This window comes from Pseudoalteromonas sp. 31A1 (assembly GCF_011378815.1).
GTDB classification, from domain to species: Bacteria; Pseudomonadota; Gammaproteobacteria; order Enterobacterales; family Alteromonadaceae; genus Pseudoalteromonas; species Pseudoalteromonas arctica.
Genome location: NZ_WTKY01000011.1, coordinates 110,203 through 136,731, shown reverse-complemented (window position 1 = coordinate 136,731; position 26,529 = coordinate 110,203). Strand labels below are relative to the sequence as shown.

Genomic DNA, 26,529 nt, shown 5'->3' with positions numbered 1-26,529 from the left:
TGTGTAAGTGTTGGCGGAGTGGACGGGACTCGAACCCGCGACCCCCGGCGTGACAGGCCGGTATTCTAACCAACTGAACTACCACTCCATATTTTCGTTGCTGTTTAGGTCTCCCTGACAGCGGCGTGAATAATACGAACCAACCCCGATTTCGTCAAGGGCTTTTTTGTTTTTTTATAGGTTTTTTAGTCATCTGTCATCGAAAGGTTTAAAATTTCACCTGATCTGTCATTTTTTGAGCCATTTTTACCGACTTGATTTTTTTCTGTGTCGGCAACATCACCTTCACTTGTTTTCTTTTTCTTTAAAAAAGGTAGCTTCACTTTAAATTTAATCGGTTTTTTCTGCACAAAAATACGAATTGCTAACCAACCTAGTAATAAAATGAGCGTATTGCAGCCTACAATTAAACTAATAATTGTAGATGTGGCCATTTTTTCTTCAACCGGTTCACTCTCAATCATTTTATCTGGGGTAATAATCGTTGCAGGATCAATTTCGGGCACCGCTTCTATAGGTCGTTCTATCTCAAATTTATACGTTGGTAGCGTTGCCATAAATTCACGACCATTAATATTCGTGCCAAAAACAGACAGCTCAACACTATATCTACCCCAATCATAATTTTTTACACTAAGCTGGCGTGAGTCTTTAGCAGCAGCATCTATGGTAAACATTTGCTCTTCGTTATTAGGGTAATAAATTTTTCCCTGAATAATGACTGTTTCTGGCTTAACAATATTGGGATCTATATTTATAGTCAGTAAATGATCGTCAGTGTCTTGCTCTGCTAACGCGACCTCGGTTAAAAAAGGCGGTTCGTGCACTTCTATTGTATTTTGCACAATACGGCGCTGTAGCAGCGGAGTTGCAACGTAAAGCTCTGGTGTCCATTCACCCGCAGGAAAATCTAAAGTAAACTCGCCGGTAAACACACCATCTTTAGGACGCTCGTCAAATCCGCGTCCATCGTCTTTAAATTCAGCGACTTCTTGAATGCCTGCGCCAAAGTTAGCAAAGTTTTCATTGTTGGTACTTACAAAGTCAACATTAAGGCTAACAACATCTCTAAATAGGTTTGTATTAATTGGCTCACCGTCATTGAGTATTTTGCCAGTGATTTTTATTGTCTCCCCTCTAAACAACATTGAAGGAAGAGGCTCTGCCTCAAGAGATATTTCGCCTAATACAACTATTCGGCTGTCGGGCAAAATACTGCCTATAACTTGCCAAGGACCTGCCATTGGTTTTTTTATGGTGACTAAATCGTAGCTGAGTTCGTCAAACCAATCTAAATTAGGGTTTTTAACTGAGTCAGTAGCAAAGTACTTACTGCCATCGGGCCGCACTAAAATAACTGCAGGTGCGCCTGACTTTCTAAAAAAGAGCAGTGTTATTTCATCAATTTTGCTATCTATGCGAAAACGATTATCAAGTAAAGGGATCTCATTTTGATGCCCATCGCGCTTGAGCACTTCTACTTGTTTTACGCCATATGCATTGCCAGTAAATAAACTAGCTGCACACAACGCTGTTACAAAATACATCGTTTTCATTAAATCGCCTTATTCAGCGCGCCATATACATTGGCCGCCTTCTTTGTTTACAAGATCTAATCGTGCTTCGTGTGCGCTTTGCTCAGCGTCGCTTGCTCGCAGAACAACTAATGGGGCTCTATCACTATTTAAACGCTTTATACCGCCCTTCTGTTGCTCGCTGCCGTCATCTTTATTTTGATTCAAATTTAGCTTTGTTTGACCGCCCGTCATGGCAAGGTAAACATCGGCTAAAATTTCAGAATCCAGTAGCGCGCCGTGAAGCGTTCGTTTACCGTTATCTACATCGTAACGACGACATAATGCATCAAGATTGTTCTTTTGACCTGGATGCAAGTCACGCGCCATTTTAAGCGTGTCGAGAACTTGACAAAAAGTATCTGTTTTAGGGAAGCCCTGATTAAGTAGCGCAAATTCGTTATCCATGTGGCCTATATCGAACGGCGCGTTATGAATAACTAACTCTGCCCCTTCAATATAGTCGAAAAACTCTTGGGCAATTTGATGAAATAACGGTTTATCACGTAAAAACTCATTAGTGATACCGTGAACGTCTATTGCTTCTTCTTCGCTTGGGCGTTGTGGGTTTATATAAACGTGAAAGTTATTGCCTGTTAAACGGCGATTTACTAACTCCACACACCCAATTTCTATAATGCGGTGCCCTTGTTTAGGGTCGATGCCGGTGGTTTCTGTATCTAAAACTATTTGTCTACGTGCCATATCGAATTTAGCCTGATTCTGGTATCTTTCTATAATCACTTTATTGTACATAAGATCAAGGTAAAACAGTGCAAAAAACCGTAGAGATTTACACCGATGGCTCATGTTTAGGTAATCCAGGCCCCGGCGGTTATGGTATTTTTATGATTTATAACGGCCACGAAAAAGAAATGAGCCAAGGTTATAAACTCACAACGAATAACCGAATGGAAATGCTCGCGGCTATTGTAGCCCTAGAATCACTCACTCGAGAATGTGAAGTAAACCTAACAACCGATAGCCAATATGTTAAGCAAGGTATTGAATCGTGGATCACTAACTGGAAAAAACGTGGCTGGCTAACATCAGCTAAAAAGCCGGTTAAAAACGTCGATTTATGGAAACGCCTAGATAAAGCCTGTAGCGAGCACAAGGTGACTTGGAAATGGGTTAAAGGGCATAGCGGCCATAAGTACAACGAAATAGTTGACGATTTAGCACGCGATGCCGCTGGCAGTAAAGATTTACTAGAAGATGTAGGCTATCAGCCTTAACGATTATTTTCTTGGTCGCACGTTTTGTAATGCTGCTTAGAGGTTTGTCTAAGCCCTGCCCCTTTTACTGGTGCAAACTGCGGCCTTGCATGCCACTTAGGTTTTATTGGCGTAAGTGGCGCAACCCTTTTTCGTGCCACCAGCATATAAACACTGCCCATCGGTTTTAAATACTGCTTAGCAAAGGTACGCCAAAACTCAAATCTTGATAGCCTATTACCTCTTGCCAATGATGAATAAATAAAACGTTCATCACTTACAATTTCAAAGCCAAGTAAGTTTAGCCAGTCTTTAACTCGCGCGGGTGTAAAAAAGCGCCCTGTCCACGGTAATTTCTGACCACTAAAGGGCAACATTTGTGCAAGTCCGCACAAACTAAACGGATTAAAGCCAGTCACTACTATATAACCACCCGGAATGAGCGTGCGATGCGCTTCGCGTAAAATGTGATGAGGGTCTGAATGATACTCTAAGCAGTGGCTTAGTATGCAGGCATCAATACTGTGCTCGTAAAATGGCAGTTCATCTATGTCAGCCACTACGCCTGTATAAGGCCCAGGCTCTGCAACACACACTTGATGTTTAATCGTACTTATACTTGTGTTTAATTCGCCACTTAAATTACCCAATTTAAGCATATGATAGCCAAACATACGCGGCAGCCATTGCTCCATCTTTCGTTCGATGTCTGTGCGCAAATAATCCCCATGAGGAAACTGCTGCCACGACAGTGGTTTGGGTCCTTCTTGAAAACTAAGGGCTGGTTTCATTTTTTGAGCTCGTTATACTATGTGTTAACTGTCACTTTATAGAGCAATTTACCATGGTGCAAGTCAAAGCAATTAAAGCCTTTTCTGATAATTACATTTGGTGTTTAACTACCGATAACAGTAACCAAGCATGGGTAGTCGATCCTGGCCAAGCACAGAACGTATTAGCGCATTTAGCTGAGCATAACCTAACGCTCGGTGGTATTTTAATTACGCATCATCACTACGATCATACCGATGGCGTAGCTGCATTAGTTGACGCTTATCCAAATATATTGGTTTATGGCCCTGCTAATAGCCCATTTAAAGGTATCACTCATTCACTTACTGATGGTCAGAGCATTAACGTACTTAATGTTAACTTTACTATTTTAGCAACTCCTGGGCACACGCTTGATCATATTTGTTATACAAATGATGAACTTGCTTTTACAGGCGATACATTGTTTAGCGGTGGGTGTGGGCGCTTATTTGAAGGCACGCCAAAGCAAATGTGGGAATCTTTTAATAAACTAAGAGAGCTGCCTACAAGCTGTAGTGTGTATTGCACGCACGAGTACACACAAGCTAACCTTGCTTTTGCAAAAGCAGTTGAACCACGTAACCCTGAGTTACTCGCGTACAGTAAAAAAGTAGATGAATTACGCAGTAATGATCAAATCTCATTACCTACCTCTATTGGACAAGAGCTAAAAATAAATCCATTTATGCGTAGCGACTTGCCAACCATTACAGAACTTGTCCCGGAGAAATTTATCTCGGTTACAAAAAACAATGAACCTTGGGGAAACTTTGCTAGTCTGAGACAGTTCAAAGACAATTTTTAAGACATAGGTTTAAAAATCAATTAGAATCATTAACTTAAATTAAAGTGATGATTCTATCCTTGCGTTTAAAAAAGTCATTAAGTGGCAATGTTAACTCATAACAGGTAGTATTCGCCGAGTTTTTTACCCGATGTATTGGTATTTATGAATAAATCTCCCCTATTAGTAGCCTTGGCGTTAGCGCTAAGTGGTTGTCAAACTATGACAACTCTAGACTCAGACTCTCAAGTCGCCACGCAAGCAAACCAACAACTCGAAGGCGCAAGTCCTAACGACATTAACAATGCATTGATGGTAAACGCACAATATCAGCAAGTTGACCCTGATGAGCAAGAAGCTCCCGTGTTTGATGATGTATGGGAGCGAATTCGCTACCAACTTTCTATCGAAATACCGCAAAACCGCCCTGTTGTTACTGAACGTAATTATTACGCTCGCCACCAAGCCTATTTAGATCGTATTTCTAAACGTGCAGAACCTTACTTACACTTTATAGTTGAAGAAGTAGAAAAGCGCGAAATGCCAATCGAAATTGCACTACTGCCTATTGTAGAAAGTGCATTTGACCCGTTTGGTTATTCTAATCGCAGCGCATCGGGCATTTGGCAGTTTATGCCTGCAACCGGTGAGCGATTCGATTTAAAACAAAACTGGTGGTACGACGGTCGTCGCGACATAGTGCAGTCGACTCGCGCAGCACTTGACTACTTATCGTATTTACATAAAACACTTGAAGGCGATTGGCTAAATGCGATTGCTGCTTACAACTCGGGTGAAGGGCGCTTGATGCGCGCTATTAAAAAGAATCGTAAAAAGCATTTACCTACCGATTTTTGGTCTCTTGATTTACCTAGCGAAACAACAGCCTACGTACCAAAGTTATTAGCACTTGCCGATTTATTAAAACGCTCAGATGATTTTAACGTTACATGGCAACCAGTAATTAATGCACAAGTGGTCGAAGTGGTTGATGTAGGCTCTCAAATAGATTTAGCGCTTGCCGCTGACATGGCTGATATGACGCTTACTGAGCTATACAGATTAAACCCTGGTTTTAACCGCTGGGCAACTGATCCTAATGGCCCTCATTCTTTATTATTGCCTGTTGATAAAGCAGAGGAATTTAGCCAAAAACTAGCAAATACTGATGTTAAAAACAGATTACGCTGGCAGCGTTATATTGTGGCTCGAGGCGACAGCTTATCGGTAATTGCCAAAAAGTTTACAACAAGCTCAAGTGCAATCCGATCGCTTAATAAACTCAAATCAAATACGATTAAAGTAGGCCAAGAGTTATTAGTCCCGCTTACTGATGGCGCTATAAATAGCGAGCATTTACCAAAGCAGATGCGTTTAGCTGCTAATAAAGCAACTCGCACAAAGCTTTCGCACACAGTTAAAAGTGGCGACACGTTATGGGATATTAGCCGCGAATATGACGTCACTATGGATGAGTTGGCTAAATGGAATAAGCTAAAGAAAAACTCTGTTCTGCGCCTAAATCAAAAACTAACGGTTTATAAGTCGGCCAATAAACCACAAGTGACGGCAAGCACCAACCGTACTATTACGTATAAAGTACGCCGAGGTGACTCACTTGCACGTATTGCGTCTAAGTTTAATCTAAGCGTTGACGAAATTATTAAGTGGAATAATTTAGCAGGTCAAAAATACTTACAACCGGGCCAAAAGCTAAAACTTAAAGTAGATGTTAGAAGTAGTTAATTTATAAAGCTATAAAAGCAAAAAGGAGCGCATGCGCTCCTTTTTTGATACCTTAAAGTTGAGGATTAAGCAGGTAGTTTTTCTAGCCATACTTTTAACCAAGGCTCGGTTACTGGCCATGGTTCAAAATCTTCACATGCATCTATTTCTAGGCGGTTGCCCACAGGCTTTGCTTGTAAATCGCGTAGTAGCTCGTCAAAGCTTCGCCCTGCGCCACAAAATGTATCGCCGTAACATCTGTCACCCATTGCAATTACACCAAATGGTTTATCGGTAAGCATTGGGAAAGTGCTATTCATAGCAAAATACAACCCGGCCAAATTACTCGGTACATCACCTTGGCCTGTTGTGGAGGTAACAATTAAAATATGCGATGCATTTTTTATATTATCAAGTGATGCTTCAGTAATTACTGTTGCAGTATGACCCGCTTGCTCAATTGTGGCAGCAACTTCGTCGCTTAAACGCTCTGCACCGCCATTAACGCTGCCTACAAAAATACTAATATGTGCCATTAATAATCCTTTTCTTGCTCTGGCCAACCTAGCTGCTTACATATTTCAAGCATGTCTTCACCTAGTGGCGCTTTAATTGTTATTGATTCATTACTATAAGGGTGCACAAAACTAAGCTCTGTTGCAAATAACATTAGTCGTCTTAGTTCAAAATGCTCTCTAAAAAATTGATTGTGCTGGTTATCACCGTGGTTTACATCACCAATAATAGGCAGTGATAAGTGCTTTAAGTGTCTGCGAATTTGATGCTTGCGCCCTGTTTTTGGAAAACACTCAACCAACGAGTAACGCACTGTTGGGTACTTACCAATAGGAATTGGCAGTGCAACTTGGTGCAAGCAATTAAACTGGGTTTGCGCTTCTTGCGGTGCTTTGTCTTGATCTGCAAACTTATCGGCTATTTTATCAAGTTCTTCTTTAAGCGGTTTATCTAAAAATACTGACTCTGGCGCAAAGCCGCGCACTAAGGCTAAATAGCGTTTAGCAATAGTACCTTCAATAAATAGCTGGTTCATATCGCGAGCAGCTTCAGAGCTCAGTGCAAACAGCAATACGCCCGACGTAGGTCTATCGAGCCTATGCACTGGAAATACATGTTGCCCTAATTGGTCGCGCAACATTTGCATAGCAAACTGGGTTTCGTGTTTATCTAAAAACGAGCGATGCACTAATAAACCTGAAGGCTTATTTATAGCCACATAGTTTTCATCTTGATACAAAATAGTCAGCTCGCCATATTCAATAGGCGCTGGACGCTCACTCATTTGGTTCTCCTAAAAAGGAATCAAGGGCTGTTAGCAATTCAATTATTTCATCGCTCCCTGCTTTATTCACAAGTGTCATTTGCGCCATAGGGGCAATAGCAAAGTTACGAGGCAGTGGTTGTTTATGTGTTATTAATTGCTGTATTTTATTAATAAATACAAATTGTAACCACTGCTCAAATGCCATTGTATCGTGACAAAAAGGAGTATTTGAAAGTAGTGCCTCAGCGTCTATTGGCTCACTTTGCCAAAGCGCATGTTTTTGTAAAAGTGCGGTTAGCTGCACTAAATAAGTTTGGGTTTGCTGGTACATAACCACCCTCTTTTATATATGTAATGCAATTATACCCTGTTCCCTCATAGGCGGCTATGACGTATAATTAACGTAATTTTGCAGTAAAAACAGTTGAGAAAACAATGAGTGATCAAATAGCTACATTAGGTCAGCTTTTAGATGGTGCGGGTACTCAGTGGCGTGCTTTTGATATTGGCAGGCACATTACTAAACTCGATAAAAAACAATTTTTAGCTATTGAACAAGCTCAAGTGCCTTACCCTTATCCTCTTGCTGGTCATGCTTGGCTCGCTATCCAATTTTGGGATACTAAAGCCAGTAAAGAACCTTATGTATGGTTTTTAAAGTTTCCACTTGATGAGCAAAGTATGCTTGTAAGTGCAAGTCGCGATCACTTTGCTGATATGGTTATTCAAGCGCTCGGCACTGAAATCACAGGTGAGCAAGCCGATGGAAAACTTGATAATAACCCTTATGTTTTTACACCAAACGCAAATAAATTAGCGGCATTTAACGCCCAAGTAAAAGTACTATTAAAACAGCCTGCGTCGCAGTATTACGAGCATGCACAGTTATACTTTAGCGGTAAAATTGGTTTTGATAATTGGCAAGGTGTTGCACTGCAGGGTATTGCCGATTTTGCACTACGCTTAGACAGCGATACAAACTTAAGTAATTTGCAAAAAGCATGGGCGCATTTACCTATTGAAGTACTACAACCACTCAGTGCCATGCTTGAACACGTTGAAATACCAACATCAATGAGTGAGTTACTTGTTGATTACACGCAGGCCGCAATTAGTAATAACGATACATTAGCTATAACCGCAGCACTAAGATCTGTTTCAAAAGGTCAAGCTCAAGGGTTATGCGCTCAATTAGTTGATACTGTACTAAGCTCACAGGTAAGGCACGACTCTGACGTGTTACTAACAATAGCTGGGCGGTGTTTTAAGCAATTAGAAAACCCTGAACGCTTACATGTATTTATGGATAATTGCGCACATCATCAAAAAATTGATGAGTTGTTTCCTAGTATTTTTGCTGACTTAGTTGCAATACCGACTATTCGCCCGCATTTATTAGGCTTATTACGTAAAGAAAATCGTAGCGAAACCCTCGCGCGTGCAATTGGAAGGTTATTCTCTTAAATGGCAAGTTTATGGACGTTCATACTTATTGGTAGTGTAATTTACTTATTTTGGCTTAACCGAAAGGTTGCTGAAGCGGCGAACGTTCATGCTAAACGTCAAAGTGAGCAATTGCAGGTGCAGTTGATGAGTGTTGCATGCACAAAACGCCGCTTTGGTTTTTTAAAGAACGGCAAGCCAGGCATCAAAAGTGAATTTATATTTGAATTTTCAAGCGATGGTGAAAATGCTTATCAAGGTGTGTTAATTATGGAAAATGAGTTTTTGAAAAGTGTGGTTGTTCCACCGCATAAAATATAAAACTTAATATACTTTAGGAGTATTTGTCTTAAATTAATAAACTTAATTCAACACAAAAAACTAAGGCGTAACTAAAGTTACGCCCCAATTGGACTGCATCCTGCTAGATATCCATTATCTTAAATCCGTATTATCATCCCCTGAACGAGTAAACAACCTTGTTTACCCTCACATTGCATCCTGCAATATCCATAGCCACCTTGGCAAACCCACGAAATCTATCGTTTGGCTACATACTGTAGCATCATCCTTGGTAATCCTTTTAAGTAGCTCCTGCCACTTTTTGCATCCTGCAATGTCCACTTGCCATCTTGGCCGTCCTACGTAAACTAACGCTCCTGCTACTTCCTGTAGCGTCATCCGTGATTATCCTAAAGTAACTCCTAGCTACTAAGTGCTTCATGCACTTCCTTATTCTTCCTTGTATCCTTTTTTACTTGTCCTTTATGCTTCCTGCTAGCGTCTGCTATGTTGCCTATTCCGTATCCTTGGCAGTAACTCAATCATTGAGCTATGTCGTCTTGACTAAGTGAAGTTTAAAGCAATTGGGGGGGAGTAATAGGACTTAACATTAAATAAATAAACGTCACAAAAATGAAATTAAAAAATAAATAATAAATAACAATAACTTAAATATAAAACGGCTACTTATTAGTAGCCTTTAACTGACAATGCTCACGGTAATGTAAGATATATCTCACGGCCTTATGTCCGTTTGGGCGCATTGGCTTACAGCATAATTTAAATAGTTGGCTCAATTATTGATTTAAACAGTAACTCGCCCTCTACTTGGTTAAAAGTAAGGTGTTTAAATGCTTCAAACTTTTCAGTTTTAAAAAACTCAGTGTGTTCTTTTCGCGTTACAAATACAGCCATCCCCGTTGACTCAGCGTTACATTTAACTAAATCATTAAGCCCCCTTAATAAGTAACGACCAAACCCTTGTCCATGAAAATGCGGATCTACGGCAATAAAAGCTAAAAAGTAGTAATTGCCTTTCTCTTTAAGGGCATCTCTAATTGTTTGTTCTTTGTCTATTAACTGATTTGTTTGTAAGTAGCCCGCACTCAGCATCAACTTTAAACGCCAGTGCCAATAACGCTGCGCTTGAAGCTGGCTATTAGATTCAAATACACAGGCTACTGCTTTTAATTTATCGTTACGATATAAACCAATTAATGGCTGTTTTTCTTGCCAAAAACTACTAAGTTCTTCGCGAATTAATGATCGTAATTTTTTTTCGTAAACTGATTTATTTTCGTCATTGTAGCTAAGCATTTTTTGTAATACAGGATCGTCATGATAGGCCTGATAAATTAGGCTTGCTGCAGTGCTAATATCTTCTGCGGCTAAATACTGTACGCTGAACGTATCAGCAGGTGTGGTTACACTCATTGTATTTCCTTTATTATTTTGGCTATAGACTGCGTTAACTATATACCTAAAATTATTAACCGTAAATTCAGCGAGAGTTTAACTAGCTAGGAGTAGAGTTAATCCTTAGAATAAGTTTTCATTTAGTTAATACCAATTGCATTAAATGAGTGTTCTATTATAGCGCTAAGAAAATAGCACAATAACAAGGCGAAAATTATGATATCTAGTTGTTCTATATGAATAATTTTTAACGCAGTAAGTGAGCTATTTAATACGCTAGAATGGTCATGTTTTTAATAAAACTGGTATAAGGAGCAATATCATGGATACGACTAAACACGACATCAATACACTATTTGCACAGCTTGGATTACCTAATTCAGACGATCAAATAGATGCATTTATTGCCTCACATGAATTAGAAGACACAACACTACTCCAAGAAGCCCCTTTTTGGGATGAAGCGCAACAGCACTTTTTAGCTGAATCGCTTGCTGAGGATGGTGATTGGAGTGAAGTAATTGACGAATTAGACGTACGCCTTCGTCAAAGTAAGTAACTTTATTTAATGTACCCTCCCTTATTTATTGCTAACATAGCATCTGCGCAGCATTTATATGCTGCGTATTTATTTTATTAAAGAGTTATATATCTAATGAATTCAGTTGTATTTGATGCAATTAAAGTCCTTCTTGATGAAGGCAAAACCCCTACTGTAGCACTAACTAAAAGCCGTTTGGCACAACCGGTTCCTATGCCGATGATTATTGCAGCAGTAAGCCAATATAAAAATAACCCTGATTCAATTAATAACTTCATGAGAAACCCACAGCAGTCAGATAATACTGAGCTTAAAACGAGTCAATTAGATAGAATTGAGCAAAAGCTCGATAAACTTCTTGCGCTGCTAGAACAAAAATAATTTGAGACTATAAATGTTCGTTGTTGATTTAACTTTTGATTGCTACCAAGACACCACCTTAGAACAAGCCGAACAGGCAATAAACCGCTTAGTAAATGCACTGCGTTTTAATGGTCAAATAATGGGTGAAGAATTTCCAACCGTTTTAAAAGACGGCTTTTTTATTACCCGTGTTATGTGTCCAACCGAAGATGCAATGCACCCGCTAAATAACAGCCCGTTTGTTAAGCACAGTATCGAAAAGTTACATAGTGCTGGATTACTTGCGCCAAAAGTAAAAGTGATTGGACAAGATATACATTCCAACGGGGCTGATTGCTGTAAAGAACCATCAAGTTATATTTTATACACAACCTATGTGCATACGTGTAGCCCGCTTTACTGTGGTGATGACTTTTTGCCAGTGCCGCTATTTCGTATTCCGGCAATTGCTAATGGTGATTACAAAACACTGATTAAATGGCAAGAAGATTGGCAAGCCTGCGATCAAATTCAAATTAACGGCGCAACCCGTTGTGAATTTCCGGCACTTGAAGAAATATCGAGTATCCAAAGCGACTTATACAGACGCGGAAAAGACATAACAAAGCGAATTAGTTTTTTAACCAAAAAACCAATCTATTATTATTTATACCGTGTAGGCGGCGTAGATAAAGCCTCTGAGCTTGAACGAAAATGCCCTAGCTGCAATGGCGATTGGAAATTACCTGAATCGTGGTTTGGGTTATTCGACTTTAGATGTGAGCCATGTGGCTTAGTGTCTAATATATCGTGGGATTTTCAGTAACCATTAGGACGTGTTGACCTTTGTGGATTGAAATTTGTTCAATCTAGGGACGATTTAATCGCGGCGCGAGGTTTGTAACCTAGTGGGCTAAGTAAAAACCGAGCAACAAAGAGTAAATCGTCCCTAGAAAGAACCCAAAGGGCAGCGCATGTTTGGCATTTATGCTTCGTTATCGCCTATTTATGGGGAATAACCACACTACATAGGCTCTGCCTTGCCTAAAAACCAAACATACAGCTGCAAAATCAATCACGAAAGGTCAACACGCCCTAGTAATGGCCCTTAAAATCAGCTTAGTAATAACGCTAAGCTGATTTATTAAATGCGTTTAAACCTCTAATGCCTTTAAAAATGCATTAATGTTGGGAGCAAGTACATGGTGTGTGTTTTTGCCTACGTGCTCTAAACATACTTCCCCAGAGTGCACCAATACACTTACTAGTAAATCATCTTGATCTGTTAACCCAATAAATACCGTTTCTGGCTGCTTGAGCTTGCGTTTCATTAAAACGTGACCCGTTATATTTTGCTGCAGCATGTCAAAGTCGTCACTATTCCATGCTTGTAGTAATTCAACTTGATGCCCATCAATTACAGCTAAAATACTCCCACCGTACATGTGCCCATATAACTCGCTAAGCTCTTTTGGAAACTCAAGCTCTAGTGCATTGGCTAAATCACTCAGTGAACCTGCAGGTTGCTGGTGCGCCCCCTGCCATTGAACATTTCCCTGCTCGTCAACCTCGCCAACTTCTGATGGGCTTGGCCATTGCTCATCGTGCGCTATAAGTGGGTACTTTGCGGTATTTTTAAGGGTCTTTTCGCTAAATTTTTGATGAAGTTGTTCTATAAGCAATGCAACAGACATACTGTGAAACTCATTTAAATTAGATATAATGTCCCTATTGTAACTATTTAAGAGCAAACATGACAGATTACAGCAATTCTCCAGACCTTAAAGGTAGCGTATTAGGCCAATCTACTGAGTATGTAGATGTGTACACGCCAAGCTTGCTTTTCCCTATTGCGCGCAAACTAAATCGTGATGCTTTAAATATTGACGAAGCAGAGCTTCCATTTAAAGGCCAAGATATTTGGACAGGTTACGAGCTTTCATGGCTAAACAATAAAGGTAAACCGCAAGTTGCCGTAGCCTTATTTACCTTTGAGTGCCAAAGCAGCCATATTATTGAGTCAAAGTCGTTTAAACTTTATTTAAATAGCTTTAACCAAACCCGATTTGAAAGCATTGATGTAGTAAAACAGCACTTAATTGATGACTTATCAAACGCGGTTAACAGCCCTGTCAAAGTGACTTTATATAATCCTGATGATTACAATTGCTTACCGTGTACGGCGCTGCCAGGTGAATGTATTGATGACTTAGATATTGAAATTAATAATTACGATATTGATGCTAATTCACTTAAAGCAAAAAGTGATAACGTAGTTACTGAAACGCTCTATAGCCATTTACTTAAATCGAACTGTTTAATTACCTCCCAGCCTGACTGGGCAAGTGTGATTATACGATACACAGGCGAGCAAATATGTCGCGAATCGTTACTGCGTTATTTAATTTCGTTCAGAACACATAACGAATTTCATGAGCAGTGTGTTGAGCGTATTTATAGCGATTTAACAACACAACTTAATATTAAAGAGTTAGAGGTTTACGCGCGTTATACTCGTCGCGGTGGGCTTGATATAAACCCGTATCGCTCTACGCATTATAACGACACGCCATTTGCAGTTAAAATTAATCGTCAGTAGGTTATTTTAAACTGGAATATGAGTATTAAAAAAGGAGCCTAGGCTCCTTTTCTATTTGTATATTTAATTAACTTCACGCTTAGTGGGTATAGGCATACCACACACATCAACGTAATTATGTGCTTTAACAAACCATGGTTCAATACGGTTTTTACGAGCACTGATCAAGTTTTTAAACACAGATGAGTTTGTTTTCATCACTTTAAATATACTTTTATCGCTTTGTATATCGCCAAGTACTTGTATATTGGTAATTGGGTTAAATGCTTTTACTTCAGTTGGTGTACGCGCTAAACGATTTAAATGCTCTATACCTTCGAGCACTCGACCAAACACCGTAATGTTTTTATCAAGGTAGCGCGGGCCTTGCCCTATGGTTACAAAAAACTCCGTACTCGCACTATTTATATCGTTATCGCGCGCCATGGCAAACACGCCACTACAATGCACTTGCCATGTTTGCGTATGGGCTGAATTTTGAGCTACTGCAAAGCCGTTTAAAAAGCCTGTAACTGGTGCATATCCGTCGCCATTTAACTCAGTAATTAAAAGTGGTTTGTTTGTTGTTAAATAAAACTCAGCGGGAACTGTTTTATCTGCCGTTTTAATTAACTTTTTACCCGAGCTGTCGCCACCTTGCGCTACAAAACCTTCAACAAACCGATAAACGCTGGTATTTTTATAAAACCCTTCTCGCGCTAACTTTTTAATGTTTTGAACGTGCTTTGGGGCAAGTTGTTCATTAAGCTCAATATACGCATCGCCCGTTGGCAGCGTTATCTTTAAAATATTTTGAGCGTTCACTACTCGCCAGTCATTATCTGCTGCACTAGCAATTACTTCACTCGCGCTCAATAAAGGTAGCTCTTGTTTAGCAACATCATCACCTAGTTGTTGAGCACAACCGCTCAATAAAACACTAAGCAGAGCTGGCAATATAATTTTTTTCATCGCTTATATCCTTATAATTATTATAGTTTTGGTTATTCCCAATCAAACTTATATAGCACATCAACATTTTGATATAGGCCGCTTGTTATCTCTATGTATAACTGTGAAAGTAACTGATATCGCACAGCCACTTCACTGAGCGAATCAAATACACCCACGCTATATTTAACTTGTAAGCTAGGTGCTACGTAACCTGATATTTCTACTTTGGTGCTATCACCACTACCTGATGAGCTTAAACTTACATCTGACAGCCCAAAGGTTTCACCTACCTTAGAAACAACCCCTTCGCTGCGGCTAACCCCTTGAGAAAGCAATAACTGCGTAAGCATCGCATCGCTTGACGAACTTTCTCCATCGCCTAAAGGTTGGCCATTAAGTAAATATGCGAGTGCTTGAGCTTGATCCATCGCAGGCTCAGAAAATATTTTAAGCGTTGGTTGTTCAACATTACCCGTGAGCGTAACCCCTGCAATGACACCATTTGCAGTCGTGTCGGGGTTACGTATTGCTTTAATATTTAAAAATGGTTGTTCAATTGAACCGCTAAAACCTACTTGCCCGGTGCTGATTATTAAATCTTGCCCAAAGGCTAAGTAAGTACCTTCAATTAAGTTAAGCTCACCTGTGGCTATGATTGGCGCACCTTGACTCATTTTTATCGCTAAATCACCCGCAACTTTTGATTCCAAGCCAAACGACTCTACTTTTACATCGTTTTTAACAATCACTTTTAAATCTATGTCGTAATCAAACGGAACTGTTTCGGTGGCCTCGGTTTTTTTATCAACAATAATTTCATCATCGCTAACTTGCACCGCGCCCTCAGGAAGCTCTTCAATCATTATACGACCGTAAGGCACAATTACCTCACCAGCAAGCTTGAGTGCATTATTAGCCAAGCCTATTTTTAAATCCGGCGATACTTTAAAAGTAACCCCTTGCTGCGCGCGTACATAAAACTGCTCGCCAACTACCGCAACATTTACAGCAGGTTGCGCACCTTGCCAATCAACGTCACCGGTGAGATTTATTTTACCGCCTTGATTGTCGTTTAAGTTGCCTTTTATTGTGGCTGTTGTTTTATCAAACAATACGTTTATGTTTGATTTTTGCAGCGCTATAGGTAGTTGCTCGCCCTCTAAACTAATATCGCTCACATTAAGTTCGCCATTTAATAAAGGATCTTTTAACGTACCAGCTAACGCCACTTTCCCGCTAATATCACCTTTTAACTGCTCAAGGGTTTCAAGAAAAGGTTGTAAGTCTGAAAGGAGTATTTTATCGATATTAATGGTGCCATTAAGCGCTTGCGTATTTTGTATATCATCGATATTAATTTGTGTGTTTATTTTCCCAAGCACACTTGATTCTAAATTAGCTTCAAGCTTGCCAATTTGAGAATCCGAAAACGCACTAATGCTTAATGTTTCAATAGGTAATTTAAAACGATCTTCTTCAGAGGTAAGTACCGCTGTTAAATCAGTAGAATCGATATTTGCACGTAATGTTTTAAGCGCACCGCTTTGCCAGTTAAGTGCCACATCGCCAGCTATATTACCGCGAGTACGAATATTGTCAGGCAAAAAGTGCTTAAGTTCTTCAAGTGCTAAGTTGCTTAGTTTAGCATTTAACTGACCGAGATTTTTTGACTGCGCTAAGGTGTCTATGCATAATTTACTTTGCTCAGATGCCCAACAATGTGCACTCACATCAAAGTCGCCACTTTGCGTATTAACCATAATGGCAATATTTTTAGTATTACTAAAACTAAGCTTTTTATCGCTGAGCGTTACATTACTAAGCTCGCCATTCCAAGTGGTATTATTAATTTTGCCATTAACTTCAAGCTCTACACTGCCTTGCTCGGCATTTATAGATGCCGTAAGTTGGTGATCTGTTTTGTCGCCGCTAATATCAATTTTAACGCTATTAATTTGTTGGTCAGCCACAAGCGCCGAACCAACACTCACCGATACATCGGTTTGCCAATCGGCAGCGGTATCTAACTGCCCTTTTACTGATAATTTATCAATGTTTATTTCATCAAAAATAAAGCGATCTAGTATTAACGCTAAATCAACAGAGGGCGTTAACCTTTCCCCCCTTACTTTTAAATTTGCGTTGCCGTCAGCAGTAAATGGAATATTAGCTTTTTCATCACTTCTTAGCGTTACTTTGCCATCAACCCGCCAAATATCATCAACTTGCCCGCTTAGTGCTAATTTATTGGTGCCGCTACTTAAATAAAAGCTATCAATATTAGCTTTTAACGTGTTGTCTAGCTTAAAGTTTGAGGCAAATTCTAGTGGCACGTCGTTAAGTAATCCGCTTAACTTTGTATTATTCATTTGTAGCTGCCACTTGTCGTCAGCTACATTAAACGAGCCTTTAAACTGTCCTGAAATATCACTGGTAGCGGCATCAGTTAAGTACTGCGCTTTTAAGTTAGCAAGCGTGCCATTAAAGTTAGCCTTTATGCCTTGTTGCCAATCAACATTGGCTTTAATCACTGCGCTGCTTTCATTCGCTTTAATGCTTAGCGCTTGTAAAGTTGCTTTGGTGAGACTGCCTTTTAATTGGGTATTTAAGTCAACAGCTGGGTACGCGCCTAGTTGGCTATTCGCCTGTAGGCTAAGCTGATAGTCGTCAACATTACCTTGTGCGTTAAGGCTAACATTTCGTACTTTAAGTTCATTACTTTGTGCATCAATAAGCCACAGCTTAATTTTTCCATTTAACTCAAATGGATAGTTTTTTTGCTTTAAATTTGCCGTTGCCGTTAAACTAAGCGGATATTGCCCCTGTGTTTCTAAATTTAAGTTTAGATTTGATAAGTCGCCATTCAACTGCAAATTGGCTTGGTGCTCGTCACTTTGTAAAACAACATCCCCTTTCACGGGCAAATTCCCTGCAAGCTCAGCATTAAGATGCGTATTAAGCTGCCACTGTTCATACTTTGCTGAGAATGACTCTAAATTAATAACCGCATCTTCCACACTTAATTGCAGCGAGATGTTTTCAATAACATGTTGGGCTTCGTTTTGCTCAATCGTAATTTTAGCTATTTCAAAGTCTTCAACAACTAAATCAAGTGGCGAAGTAAATTCTATATTAGGCAATGCGGGTAGGTGCGTTAAAGGCGCTTGAGTATTTTGCGCCGTTTGTGTTTTCGCATCTTGTTCTTGCTCTTTTAAGGCAACAAGTATGGTGGGAATATTCAGGCTTTTAACCGTCAGCTTTGAACCCTCTGCTTTTGCTGAGAGTTTAAAATTATTAACGCTTACGTTTGCACTTGGATGCTCTAGAGTAAATTTATTGATCGCAATGTTTTTTACAGCAATATTAAAAGGTAAGCTGATTTTTTCGAGCGGCTCTGCAGCGGCTTCTTCTTGTGACTCTGCAGTTTTTGGTAATGTTAAATTTATAGATTTAGCACTTAAGTTATCTATACAAATTCCATCGCACTGCCACCAAAACAAATCAATTTTCAATTGTTGTGCATTAAAGTCCAATCCGTTGCTAGCAAAGCGTACATTAAAGGCATCATTATAAATAAAACGGCCATCTTTAATTTCAATATGTAGTCCATCTACTGCTTTGTTTGCACTATAAGCAATAAATTGATTACCGGGTGCGGTAAATAACAAACAAAATAGTGCAACAACTAACGTGACAAAAATAGCACTTACGGCGGCTGTTATCTTTTTTAATACTGACATTAAATTTCTGGCCCTATGGTAATACTTAAACGTGTGCTTTTACTTTCTTTTGTTAATCCCCAAGCGTGGTCTATACGCACGGGGCCAACGGGAGTTAAATAGCGAAAACCAAAACCAGCACCTACTTCAAAATCATCAGAAAAATCATTAGTCGCAGTACCACCATCAACAAATAAAGCTGCTCGCCAATTTTTAGCAAACTGGTAGTTATATTCCATCGTCCCCGATAGTAAATACTTACCACCTATTAGCTCGCCGTCATCGTTCTCAGGCGAAATTGATTGGTACGCAAAACCACGAACGCTTTGATCGCCACCTGCGTAAAACCGAAGTGAAAATGGCACGTTGTTAATATCATCAACAAGCATTGCTCCTACATTCGCTTTTAAAAACACCAAGTGGCGGTCAAAATAAGTGCGTAGCCATGCATGTTGCATTTGCACCCTAATCAGATTAGTACTCGAAAGCACATCATCTAAGCCAAACTCAGCAGATATAAGCCACTGCTCTCCCCAATAAGGAGTCGTGCCGCCTTTTGATTTTTTGCGCGCGTAGCTAATGCCAGGCATTAACATTTCGGTACTTTCTTCGTCTTCATCACCAATACGGTAGGTTTCTTGGTCGCGGCGTAAAAATGCAGTACGCACCCACTTATTTTCGGTCAACCATTGGCGCTGAACTTGCCCCGTTAATATTTCACTATAAGTGTCGTTTGTGAGCTCATCTTCTAATTTATAACCGACAGAGAATCGCCATAAATCATCATTAGGATCATCAACCGGAATTGTATAAGCCATGGAAATATCTTGCTGCTTTTGTGCCACATTTAAATTAGTTTCGAGGTAATGGCCGTCTTCTGTGATCCACGGTTTACTCCATTTAAAACGCACCTTGGGCCCTAAGTCAGTACTAAAACCACCGCCAATTTCATAGCTGTTAGCTGGCTTGGGTAATACTTCAACTTTAATCGGTACTTGGCTGTTTTTGCGCGCTGCAATGTCAGCATAAACACGTACACTGGCAAAATAAGGGGTACTTGATAAATCCAAGTTATAGTCAGCAATATGTGTTGATTTATAAGGTTGGCCCTGCGAGAAAGGCGCTATAGAGCGTATGTATTTTTCAGCGGGTGTACTACTGGCAATTTGTATATCGCCAAACTCATACCTAACTCCGGTATCAATTATGAAAGTAATAACAGCACTATTTTTTTTAAGCGACACTTCTAATTTGCGCGCTGGCCACTTAGCATCAAAATAACCAAGCTCCAGCAACATAGATTCTATTTTTTTATGAGCAGAGTCATATTTACCATGATTTAAAACATCACCTTGCTTTAAGTGATTGCTTTTAATCAATGCCTGTAATTGGGTATCGCTTTGACCATCACCGTTTAGCGTAATATTAATTGCTTCTATGCGAGTTGCAGGCCCCCGTTCAACTTTAACAATTAGTTCGCTGTCGTCTTTATCATAAATAACCTCGACGGTCGGGCTATAATAGCCAAGTGCTTTGATGCTATTTTGTACTTGTTTTTGAGCATAACGGCGAAGTGTACGGGTTGGCTTCTCGCCAATTAACTGCTTGAGGTAAAGAGCTACGTTATTTTCTAAATCGCCACTTAACCCTTCAATTTCGTAATCTTCTATGACTTTTTCTGCCGCATAGCTATTTGTCGCAATTAAAGCGCTCACAACACACATGCAACGTAAAAACTTAATAAACAAGTAAATATCCTTACTTTTAATATCTTACAAAAAACTAGTTAATTACCCGCATATTAGCATAGCCATAATGAGCAACACATTAACTTAATAACAATCTAACGCGTAAATTTAACTTTGAATAAATATCAGCATAATTAAAATTAGTACGCGTTAAGACAATATTTTAGTTACAATAGTGCCTACGAATAAAAAATTAATTTTAAATGAGTTTTTAATGCAATTCCCTGATGATGATAACGGCCAACTTTTAGCCGAAATAGCCGCTGCTGGCATTGATTTAAATAAAATGCACCAAGTCGATTTTTTTATTTTATTTGAACAAGAAGCCGATGCTGAAAAATTTGCTAAAGAAATAGTCTCTGATGCATTAGTTCAAAATGCTGAGCTCGAAAAATGCAAAGACACTGGCGTTTGGGAAGTAATCACTCAAGTACAAATGGTGCCAGAGCACACCCTTCTAGGACAAGCAGAGCAATACATTGAAAGTATTGCTAATAGCTTTAATGGATACGGTGATGGCTGGGGATTAATGGACGGTGAAGAAGCTTAGTTGCCTTTTAATTGTATTAGTTCAATGTACTCTATCAGTTAAGCTTAGCGGCTTAACTGATTTGCCTTTCTAAAACCCCCTTTATAGTCAAATAGTTTATCAGCCACTTTCCAACCATACTTTTTGCTTTTTCGTGCAATAACAAAATCCGGTGGTACTAATTCAAATTGTGCTTTTACTACTTGCTCTGCAGTTTTAAAATTAATAGGTGTTTGTCCAAGGCCTACTCGTAGACCAAATTGCTTATTAAATATAAATTGCCCGCCTTTATTTGCGAGGTTATATACTTCATCGCAACTTGCACCATCTTCATCAAAATACGTTATTTTAATAAGTTCATCTTTAATTTGAGTTACCGATAACCCACTACATCGAAGCACAAGTGCGTCTTTTAAGTTTAATGCATTACGTAGCTTATCATCAGGGTCAGCCATTACCGCGCCGCAATCATGGCATTGTCGTGCAGCAATATCATTTTGAGCGCCGCACTGCTCGCATTCTTTAAATCTAAAACGATAATCGCACTGCTCTTTATGGCCACTATCGTCTTCTAACAACCCTTTACATCGCCTGCCAAAGTGCTCTATTACTTTTCCAGCAGAATCAGTTTTACCCCAAAATATATTAGCAAACCCACAACCTGGGCAAAGTACCTGCACAGGCTCGTTATCACTATCGCCTTTTTTATCGCCTACTTCTGGGTGAAATAAATTAAAACCATTGCCGGCATAATCTATTACTAAGCAATCCGTTTTTGATTCAGATAACCTCAAGCCTCGCCCCACAATTTGTTGATATAAACTAACTGATTCTGTAGGTCTTAGAATAGCTATAAAGTCGACATGTGGCGCATCAAAGCCGGTTGTTAGTACGGATATATTAACTAGATACTTTAATTGCTTAGCTTTAAATTGCTTAATGATTTTATCGCGCTCAGTGTTTGGCGTATCACCTGTTATAAGCGCGCTTTGATGAGCTGGCAAATAGCTTAATATTTCCTGAGCATGCAATACCGTGGCGGCAAAAACCATAACACCTTCACGCTCTTCACTGTATTGAATTACTTGCTGTAATATAGCTTTAGTTGCGCGCTCACTGTTTTTTAAAAGCGCATTCATATCATCAGTCGTATATTGCCCAAATGCATTACTATCTAAGGACGAAAAATCATAATGGCTAATCGCTGCATCAACTTCATTTGGCGGCGTTAAATAATTATGTTTGATCATATACCTGAGCGGCAATTCAAAAATACAACTTTTAAACGGGCTTTCTTTAGTCCCTTTAACAAAGCCATGATAATGATGATGGTATATCCACCCCGTTCCTAGCCGATAAGGTGTTGCTGTTAAACCCAATACTTTTAACTGAGGGTTATATTCTTTTAAACTACTTATTACTTTTCCGTACTGGCTTTTTTTATCCCCATTTACCCTGTGGCATTCATCAATAATAAGTAACGAATAATGCTCATTTAATTTATTTAAATTACGAGAAAGTGATTGCACACTGGCAAAGGTTACTTGATGGTTTAATGACTTTTCTTTTAAACCTGCTGAAAATATACTCGCCTCTAAACCAAAACTTTTATATTTTTGCGAATTTTGCTCTACCAACTCTTTTACATGAGCAAGTACTAATATTTTTTGCTTAGCAATACGGGCAAGTTCAGCAATAACCAAACTCTTACCTGCGCCGGTTGGTAGCACAATAACGGCAGGATCATTACTCTTTCTAAAGTGTAAAACGGTTCGTTCTACGGCTTCTTGCTGGTAAGGTCTTAGTTTATAGCTCATGGGAAAACAAATAGGTTTGAGTGAAGAGATTTTAGCAAATAATAGCTGGGAGTTTTAAACTTTAATTATATTTTATTGAGGGGGGAAACAAAAAAGAGAAGCCGAAGCTTCTCTTATATTTAGCTTTAAGCTAAAAACTTCTCAAGCTCAACACCTTCAAACGCTTTAGGACGACGGCCACGGCCTGTCCATTCAATAGTCTCACCATTAAGTTCCATGCGGTACTTAGGCTTAACTTTAGTACGTTTGTCAGATGCTCCATCTTGTAAATCTTCTAGCGTAAGTCCTTTTTCTTTTAAAAGATCCAAAACTTCCTGTTTCGCTTTTTGCTGCTGGGTATATTTTGAAATTGCATCATTGATAAGCTGTTGGGCTTTTTCAAGATCCGTTAATGATGCTGTTTTAATAAAAGATCGGACTTCTTTCATTTATATCTCGCTAAATTGTGTGATTAGATTTATTTAAATATTCTTTTTTAGTATAAGGGTATTTTTCAAAAATAACTACGACACATAATTTATTAATGTATATAAAATTTATTTATAAAAAAACCGCGATTAAAATCGCGGCTTTTATCATTTTATATAAATAATAATTAGAACTTAGTAGTAAAGCTTAACTGGAAATAACGACCAGTAACATCATAAGCTTCACCAACAGTGTTTATACCTGATGCTCCACTTACAGAACTTTGGTTTGCTACAGGAGGTTGCTTATCAAAAACATTTCGAACTGACAAAGTAACGTCTGTTCCATCAGTGATGTTATAAGTACCTGATAGATCATGATAAATAACAGTCGGGAAGCGATTAAACTTTTCTAAAGGAGCACCAGTTGAGAAATTTTGGTTTCCTTCAATATTACTATCATTTGAACTTGCCCAGTACTTCATGCGCCATGATACTGCAAAGTCATCAACTGCATAGCCTAAATTTAAATTTGCACGATTAGTAGGAGTTAATACTTCACCTCTGTAATCTATCTCTTCACCAGATTCAATTGATGTTTCAGCATACTCATACAAATGATTCCAAATCAAGTCAGCTGATAATTGCCCGTAAGCAAATTCTTGTTTATAGCTTAATTCAATATCCAAGCCTTTTGTGCTTAAATCATTTTCATTGCTAGTACCAGAGCTAACTTCTGTCAAAGCACCTCTTGTATCACGTATTGCCCCACCACATGTCGCATCAAAGTCTGATGGATTAACACCGTAGCATCGGTTTAATACCGTTGTTCTAGCAGTGGTAGCAATAGCGTTATCTACAGCAATATCGTAGTAGTCAAGCGTTAATGAAAATTCATCAGTCACTTGCCAAATAGCGCCAACACTAAATGAATCAGATGTTTCTTCTTTTACATCTTCATTACCACCAACATAACCGCCAGTGCTTTGACGTTCAATAGTTGTTAAATTGAATGCGCCTTCAGTAGCAACTCGATTAGCCACTTCAGCGATAGAAAGACAGTTAGCCGCTACATTTCCGGTAGATGATGCAGTAATTGCATCACATGGATCTGCAACACCTGAAAATGTTTCACCTCTACCACCGAATAAATCAGCAATATTTGGAGTTCTAATAGCTCGCGCTGCTGATGCTCTTAATTTTACTGTATCTGTAGGAGAGTATTGTACACCTGCATTCCATGTTGTTTGTCCACCAACAATTTCATGATCTGAATAGCGAGCGGCTAAATCTAGTTCAACATTTTCGAGAACTGGTAATACAGTTTCAACAAAAACATCGTTAGTGTAGAAGCTACCATTCGTAGGCTCAGATTTATTTGTACTTGAAGCACCAGTTTGCGCTAAATCACCTGGAGAGTATGAACCTTTTTCAAGACGATGTTCTGCACCAACTGCTAGACCAACCATACCACCTTCTAGCTCAATTGGTAATTCACCTGAAAGGGTTGTTGAAAATATAAATTGCTCAACTTGACCTTGAGATTTTGCAGGTGATCTTACATATGCAACAGCTTCATCAGACAAAGTTCCTGCACCGAACAAATCTAAAGGCACACATCCTTGAAGTACTGCTAAATCATTAGAACATTGGACGTTACCTTCTGCGTTAGTGTATACATCTAATGCATTTGCAGCACGTTCAACATTTATTTGACCACCATTTTCTTGGCGCTGGTCAGTTTTACCCCATGAAATATAAGAGTTTAAAAGCCAGTTGTCATTAATTTCCCAATCTATACCTGTCGCAATACGGATAGTATCACGCTCTAAATCTGTTGAACGAGCACCAAACTCAACCATACGGCGAACTAACGTTGGAATATTATTATCCATTGTTAAATCAGGATTATCAGACATTAAATTTTGGCGTAAAAGGTCTGGAACTAAAGGGCTTCCCAGTTTAATCCCACCAACGCCACCACGTGAAGGTAGATATACATCATCCGTAGTAAAAGGAGTTGGTTCAATAGTCGAGTTGTATGTTTTAGATGAATTCCAGTTTACTTCCGTGAAAGAGTGAACACTATCTGAAATATCTTGTTTAAAATTAACTGCTGCGTATTTACGCTCAAGCGGAGTAACTAACTGTCGGTAAGAAGCACGATTGAATGAATTCTCATCACCTACATAAGGTGTCCCATCTGCATTGTATGCGCCAACACGGCCTTGAGGCGGATATGAAGAATTCTGAATACCAACATATTCACCACCCTCATCATTCAAAAATATAGCTTCATCATATCTTGAGAAGTCTCGATCGGATGACTTCAGACCTTTATCATCATCATATCCAGCAGCAATTGTTACACTACCTGAATCCCAACTATTACCAGCAGTAAGGTTTAAAGAATATTTTTCGCGATCAGACTCACCTGAAACACCTGTTTGAGCGTTAACTTCAACACCTTCAAAATCGCTTCGCGTAATAATGTTCACAACACCAGCAACAGCATCTGAACCATAAATCGCTGAAGAAGCACTTTTAAGAATATCAATACGTTCAATCATTGATGCTGGTATTGCATTTAAGTCAACCGCATAACCACTTGATGGAGAAACGCCTGATACAAAGCGACGACCATTCACTAATACTAATGTTCTTGAAGAACCTAAGTTACGTAAAGATGTAGTGTTAAGACCAACGCCTGTAGTACCAAATGCACTATTTGATTGGTTTGAACCAGCAATAGTGACCGGGGATTGATTCAAAACATCAGCTACATTCAATGCGCCCATTTGAATAATATCACTTCGGCCAATTGATGTGATTGGCACGGTTGTTTCAATATCAGTGCGCTTTATGCGTGAACCCGTTACTTGAATACGCTCTACTTTTTCAACACCTTCGTTTGCAGCGATTGTGTTCATAGAAAAAACAGCTGTAGATGCTGCACCAAAAGCAATCGCTAAGCGAACAGCTTTTGAAACTTGATTATTTAACATTGGATTCTCCCTAGAATACTATTTTAATTGTTTTGCCTTCAAAAACGGTCTGTAATTAATCACAGTACCTATTTTGATTCGAATAGTAGTCCTAACTTATGCAAAAGGTCAACACTTGGCTAACCAAATAAAACTCTTTATTTACAAAGCTTTAAAGTAACAAAAAACAAACACAATGCTCTTTTTGCATTATTGCATTATTGCATTATTGCAAAAACTTGATTTAGAATAAGTGCTATTTACTGAAGAAATCATATCTAAGTCTCGCCTCAAACAAGTTACTTACTTCCTTATTGTGGCGAATTATGTAGGTGTAAAAGCATGCAAAAAATAAATTACCTACATAAAATTAA

The 26,529-nt window shown here is 39.1% G+C and carries 24 protein-coding genes and 1 tRNA gene; 10 read left to right on the top strand and 15 right to left on the bottom strand.

All coding sequences use genetic code 11. The features are described 5' to 3' along the window. Positions 1-11 precede the first annotated feature (11 nt). From GQR52_RS11945 to dnaQ, 3 genes are all read right to left on the bottom strand, one after another. Positions 12-88, bottom strand: a tRNA-Asp gene (locus GQR52_RS11945). A gap of 97 nt (positions 89-185) precedes the next feature. Further along, positions 186-1,556 (bottom strand): TIGR03503 family protein, encoded by a 1,371-nt coding sequence (locus GQR52_RS11940; RefSeq protein WP_165728594.1) that lies wholly within the window; start codon positions 1,554-1,556, stop codon positions 186-188. A 9-nt stretch (positions 1,557-1,565) separates the two neighbouring features. Next, positions 1,566-2,279, bottom strand: coding sequence for a DNA polymerase III subunit epsilon (gene dnaQ / locus GQR52_RS11935; RefSeq protein ID WP_165728593.1), 714 nt, complete (start codon positions 2,277-2,279; stop codon positions 1,566-1,568). A 68-nt stretch (positions 2,280-2,347) separates the two neighbouring features. Between dnaQ and rnhA the strand changes: the two genes are divergently transcribed. Beyond that, positions 2,348-2,812 carry a ribonuclease HI gene (rnhA, locus tag GQR52_RS11930; protein WP_165728592.1) on the top strand — a complete coding sequence of 155 codons (465 nt, stop codon included), beginning with the start codon at positions 2,348-2,350 and terminating at the stop codon, positions 2,810-2,812. On the opposite strand, the gene GQR52_RS11925 is transcribed toward rnhA, so the two are convergent. Continuing rightward, positions 2,809-3,582, bottom strand: coding sequence for a class I SAM-dependent methyltransferase (locus GQR52_RS11925; protein WP_024593678.1), 774 nt, complete (start codon positions 3,580-3,582; stop codon positions 2,809-2,811). The two genes, rnhA and GQR52_RS11925, sit on opposite strands and share 4 nt — an antisense overlap. 53 nt (positions 3,583-3,635) lie before the next feature. Here GQR52_RS11925 and gloB point away from each other — a divergent pair, with 53 nt between their 5' ends. Beyond that, positions 3,636-4,409: a hydroxyacylglutathione hydrolase gene (gene gloB, locus GQR52_RS11920; RefSeq protein WP_165728591.1), complete on the top strand. Its 774-nt coding sequence runs from the start codon at positions 3,636-3,638 to the stop codon at positions 4,407-4,409. A gap of 144 nt (positions 4,410-4,553) precedes the next feature. After that, positions 4,554-6,134 (top strand): LysM peptidoglycan-binding domain-containing protein, encoded by a 1,581-nt coding sequence (locus GQR52_RS11915; protein ID WP_165728590.1) that lies wholly within the window; start codon positions 4,554-4,556, stop codon positions 6,132-6,134. Positions 6,135-6,199: 65 nt separating this feature from the next. Here GQR52_RS11915 and GQR52_RS11910 read toward each other — a convergent pair whose 3' ends face one another. Genes GQR52_RS11910 through GQR52_RS11900 form a run of 3 tightly spaced genes read right to left on the bottom strand, consistent with a single transcriptional unit; the run spans position 6,200 to position 7,726 of the window. Beyond that, positions 6,200-6,649, bottom strand: coding sequence for a flavodoxin (locus GQR52_RS11910; protein ID WP_165728589.1), 450 nt, complete (start codon positions 6,647-6,649; stop codon positions 6,200-6,202). After that, positions 6,649-7,413: a tRNA pseudouridine(65) synthase TruC gene (gene truC, locus GQR52_RS11905; RefSeq protein WP_024593675.1), complete on the bottom strand. Its 765-nt coding sequence runs from the start codon at positions 7,411-7,413 to the stop codon at positions 6,649-6,651. The genes GQR52_RS11910 and truC overlap by 1 nt, the downstream gene beginning before the upstream one ends. Then, on the bottom strand, positions 7,406-7,726 hold the full coding sequence (locus GQR52_RS11900) for a YqcC family protein (protein ID WP_165728588.1): 321 nt from the start codon (positions 7,724-7,726) through the stop codon (positions 7,406-7,408). The genes truC and GQR52_RS11900 overlap by 8 nt, the downstream gene beginning before the upstream one ends. A gap of 104 nt (positions 7,727-7,830) precedes the next feature. Here GQR52_RS11900 and GQR52_RS11895 point away from each other — a divergent pair, with 104 nt between their 5' ends. After that, the gene (locus GQR52_RS11895; RefSeq protein ID WP_165721647.1) at positions 7,831-8,859 is read left to right on the top strand and encodes a DUF3549 family protein; all 1,029 of its coding nucleotides are present in this window, start codon (positions 7,831-7,833) and stop codon (positions 8,857-8,859) included. Then, complete coding sequence (locus tag GQR52_RS11890; protein WP_002963032.1) at positions 8,860-9,159, top strand: DUF3301 domain-containing protein; 300 nt, start codon at positions 8,860-8,862, stop codon at positions 9,157-9,159. A gap of 741 nt (positions 9,160-9,900) precedes the next feature. Here the strand turns inward: GQR52_RS11890 and GQR52_RS11885 are convergent. After that, entirely contained in the window at positions 9,901-10,554 is a 654-nt protein-coding gene (locus GQR52_RS11885) for a GNAT family N-acetyltransferase (RefSeq protein WP_165728587.1), read from the bottom strand. Positions 10,555-10,858: 304 nt separating this feature from the next. On the opposite strand from GQR52_RS11885, the gene GQR52_RS11880 reads away from it, so the two are divergent. The 3 genes from GQR52_RS11880 to GQR52_RS11870 all read left to right on the top strand — a co-directional run bounded on the left by GQR52_RS11880 (position 10,859) and on the right by GQR52_RS11870 (position 12,245). Next, a complete protein-coding gene (locus GQR52_RS11880) occupies positions 10,859-11,095 on the top strand; it encodes a DUF2789 domain-containing protein (protein WP_165728586.1) in 237 nt (78 codons plus the stop codon). Between the two features lie 96 nt (positions 11,096-11,191). Beyond that, the gene (locus GQR52_RS11875) at positions 11,192-11,458 is read left to right on the top strand and encodes a hypothetical protein (protein ID WP_165728585.1); all 267 of its coding nucleotides are present in this window, start codon (positions 11,192-11,194) and stop codon (positions 11,456-11,458) included. A 13-nt stretch (positions 11,459-11,471) separates the two neighbouring features. Next, entirely contained in the window at positions 11,472-12,245 is a 774-nt protein-coding gene (locus GQR52_RS11870; protein ID WP_165728584.1) for a Zn-ribbon-containing protein, read from the top strand. 328 nt (positions 12,246-12,573) lie between these two features. Here GQR52_RS11870 and syd read toward each other — a convergent pair whose 3' ends face one another. Then, on the bottom strand, positions 12,574-13,113 hold the full coding sequence (syd, locus tag GQR52_RS11865) for a SecY-interacting protein (RefSeq protein WP_165728583.1): 540 nt from the start codon (positions 13,111-13,113) through the stop codon (positions 12,574-12,576). A gap of 59 nt (positions 13,114-13,172) precedes the next feature. On the opposite strand from syd, the gene queF reads away from it, so the two are divergent. Then, positions 13,173-14,018 carry an NADPH-dependent 7-cyano-7-deazaguanine reductase QueF gene (gene queF, locus GQR52_RS11860; protein WP_024590784.1) on the top strand — a complete coding sequence of 282 codons (846 nt, stop codon included), beginning with the start codon at positions 13,173-13,175 and terminating at the stop codon, positions 14,016-14,018. A gap of 63 nt (positions 14,019-14,081) precedes the next feature. Here the strand turns inward: queF and GQR52_RS11855 are convergent, their stop codons facing one another. Genes GQR52_RS11855 through GQR52_RS11845 form a run of 3 tightly spaced genes read right to left on the bottom strand, consistent with a single transcriptional unit; the run spans position 14,082 to position 20,418 of the window. Further along, positions 14,082-14,969: a peptidylprolyl isomerase gene (locus GQR52_RS11855; protein WP_165728582.1), complete on the bottom strand. Its 888-nt coding sequence runs from the start codon at positions 14,967-14,969 to the stop codon at positions 14,082-14,084. Between the two features lie 32 nt (positions 14,970-15,001). Continuing rightward, on the bottom strand, positions 15,002-18,691 hold the full coding sequence (locus GQR52_RS11850; RefSeq protein ID WP_165728581.1) for a translocation/assembly module TamB domain-containing protein: 3,690 nt from the start codon (positions 18,689-18,691) through the stop codon (positions 15,002-15,004). Then, the gene (locus GQR52_RS11845; RefSeq protein WP_010553690.1) at positions 18,691-20,418 is read right to left on the bottom strand and encodes an autotransporter assembly complex family protein; all 1,728 of its coding nucleotides are present in this window, start codon (positions 20,416-20,418) and stop codon (positions 18,691-18,693) included. Before GQR52_RS11845 ends, GQR52_RS11850 begins: the two co-directional genes overlap by 1 nt. A gap of 214 nt (positions 20,419-20,632) precedes the next feature. Here GQR52_RS11845 and GQR52_RS11840 point away from each other — a divergent pair, with 214 nt between their 5' ends. Next, entirely contained in the window at positions 20,633-20,968 is a 336-nt protein-coding gene (locus tag GQR52_RS11840) for a ribonuclease E inhibitor RraB (protein ID WP_165725436.1), read from the top strand. A gap of 44 nt (positions 20,969-21,012) precedes the next feature. On the opposite strand, the gene GQR52_RS11835 is transcribed toward GQR52_RS11840, so the two are convergent. The 3 genes from GQR52_RS11835 to GQR52_RS11825 form a co-directional block, all read right to left on the bottom strand. Continuing rightward, positions 21,013-22,764, bottom strand: coding sequence for a DEAD/DEAH box helicase (locus GQR52_RS11835; RefSeq protein ID WP_165728580.1), 1,752 nt, complete (start codon positions 22,762-22,764; stop codon positions 21,013-21,015). Positions 22,765-22,889: 125 nt separating this feature from the next. Beyond that, positions 22,890-23,192 (bottom strand): H-NS histone family protein, encoded by a 303-nt coding sequence (locus GQR52_RS11830; protein ID WP_007586043.1) that lies wholly within the window; start codon positions 23,190-23,192, stop codon positions 22,890-22,892. A gap of 167 nt (positions 23,193-23,359) precedes the next feature. Then, the gene (locus GQR52_RS11825; RefSeq protein ID WP_165728579.1) at positions 23,360-26,176 is read right to left on the bottom strand and encodes a TonB-dependent receptor; all 2,817 of its coding nucleotides are present in this window, start codon (positions 26,174-26,176) and stop codon (positions 23,360-23,362) included. Between the last annotated feature and the right edge of the window lie 353 nt (positions 26,177-26,529).

Bases quoted from the DNA above. Each gene is read 5' to 3' on its own strand.
- GQR52_RS11885 (WP_165728587.1), bottom strand. From the start codon at position 10,554: ATGAGTGTAACCACACCTGCTGATACGTTCAGCGTACAGTATTTAGCC.
- GQR52_RS11840 (WP_165725436.1), top strand. From the start codon at position 20,633: ATGCAATTCCCTGATGATGATAACGGCCAACTTTTAGCCGAAATAGCC.
- GQR52_RS11875 (WP_165728585.1), top strand. From the start codon at position 11,192: ATGAATTCAGTTGTATTTGATGCAATTAAAGTCCTTCTTGATGAAGGC.
- truC (WP_024593675.1), bottom strand. From the start codon at position 7,413: ATGAGTGAGCGTCCAGCGCCTATTGAATATGGCGAGCTGACTATTTTG.
- GQR52_RS11870 (WP_165728584.1), top strand. From the start codon at position 11,472: ATGTTCGTTGTTGATTTAACTTTTGATTGCTACCAAGACACCACCTTA.
- GQR52_RS11895 (WP_165721647.1), top strand. From the start codon at position 7,831: ATGAGTGATCAAATAGCTACATTAGGTCAGCTTTTAGATGGTGCGGGT.
- GQR52_RS11890 (WP_002963032.1), top strand. From the start codon at position 8,860: ATGGCAAGTTTATGGACGTTCATACTTATTGGTAGTGTAATTTACTTA.
- queF (WP_024590784.1), top strand. From the start codon at position 13,173: ATGACAGATTACAGCAATTCTCCAGACCTTAAAGGTAGCGTATTAGGC.
- GQR52_RS11880 (WP_165728586.1), top strand. From the start codon at position 10,859: ATGGATACGACTAAACACGACATCAATACACTATTTGCACAGCTTGGA.
- GQR52_RS11925 (WP_024593678.1), bottom strand. From the start codon at position 3,582: ATGAAACCAGCCCTTAGTTTTCAAGAAGGACCCAAACCACTGTCGTGG.
- GQR52_RS11915 (WP_165728590.1), top strand. From the start codon at position 4,554: ATGAATAAATCTCCCCTATTAGTAGCCTTGGCGTTAGCGCTAAGTGGT.
- gloB (WP_165728591.1), top strand. From the start codon at position 3,636: ATGGTGCAAGTCAAAGCAATTAAAGCCTTTTCTGATAATTACATTTGG.
- GQR52_RS11900 (WP_165728588.1), bottom strand. From the start codon at position 7,726: ATGTACCAGCAAACCCAAACTTATTTAGTGCAGCTAACCGCACTTTTA.
- GQR52_RS11910 (WP_165728589.1), bottom strand. From the start codon at position 6,649: ATGGCACATATTAGTATTTTTGTAGGCAGCGTTAATGGCGGTGCAGAG.
- GQR52_RS11830 (WP_007586043.1), bottom strand. From the start codon at position 23,192: ATGAAAGAAGTCCGATCTTTTATTAAAACAGCATCATTAACGGATCTT.
- dnaQ (WP_165728593.1), bottom strand. From the start codon at position 2,279: ATGGCACGTAGACAAATAGTTTTAGATACAGAAACCACCGGCATCGAC.
- syd (WP_165728583.1), bottom strand. From the start codon at position 13,113: ATGTCTGTTGCATTGCTTATAGAACAACTTCATCAAAAATTTAGCGAA.
- GQR52_RS11835 (WP_165728580.1), bottom strand. From the start codon at position 22,764: ATGAGCTATAAACTAAGACCTTACCAGCAAGAAGCCGTAGAACGAACC.
- GQR52_RS11825 (WP_165728579.1), bottom strand. From the start codon at position 26,176: ATGTTAAATAATCAAGTTTCAAAAGCTGTTCGCTTAGCGATTGCTTTT.
- GQR52_RS11850 (WP_165728581.1), bottom strand. From the start codon at position 18,691: ATGTCAGTATTAAAAAAGATAACAGCCGCCGTAAGTGCTATTTTTGTC.
- GQR52_RS11855 (WP_165728582.1), bottom strand. From the start codon at position 14,969: ATGAAAAAAATTATATTGCCAGCTCTGCTTAGTGTTTTATTGAGCGGT.
- GQR52_RS11940 (WP_165728594.1), bottom strand. From the start codon at position 1,556: ATGAAAACGATGTATTTTGTAACAGCGTTGTGTGCAGCTAGTTTATTT.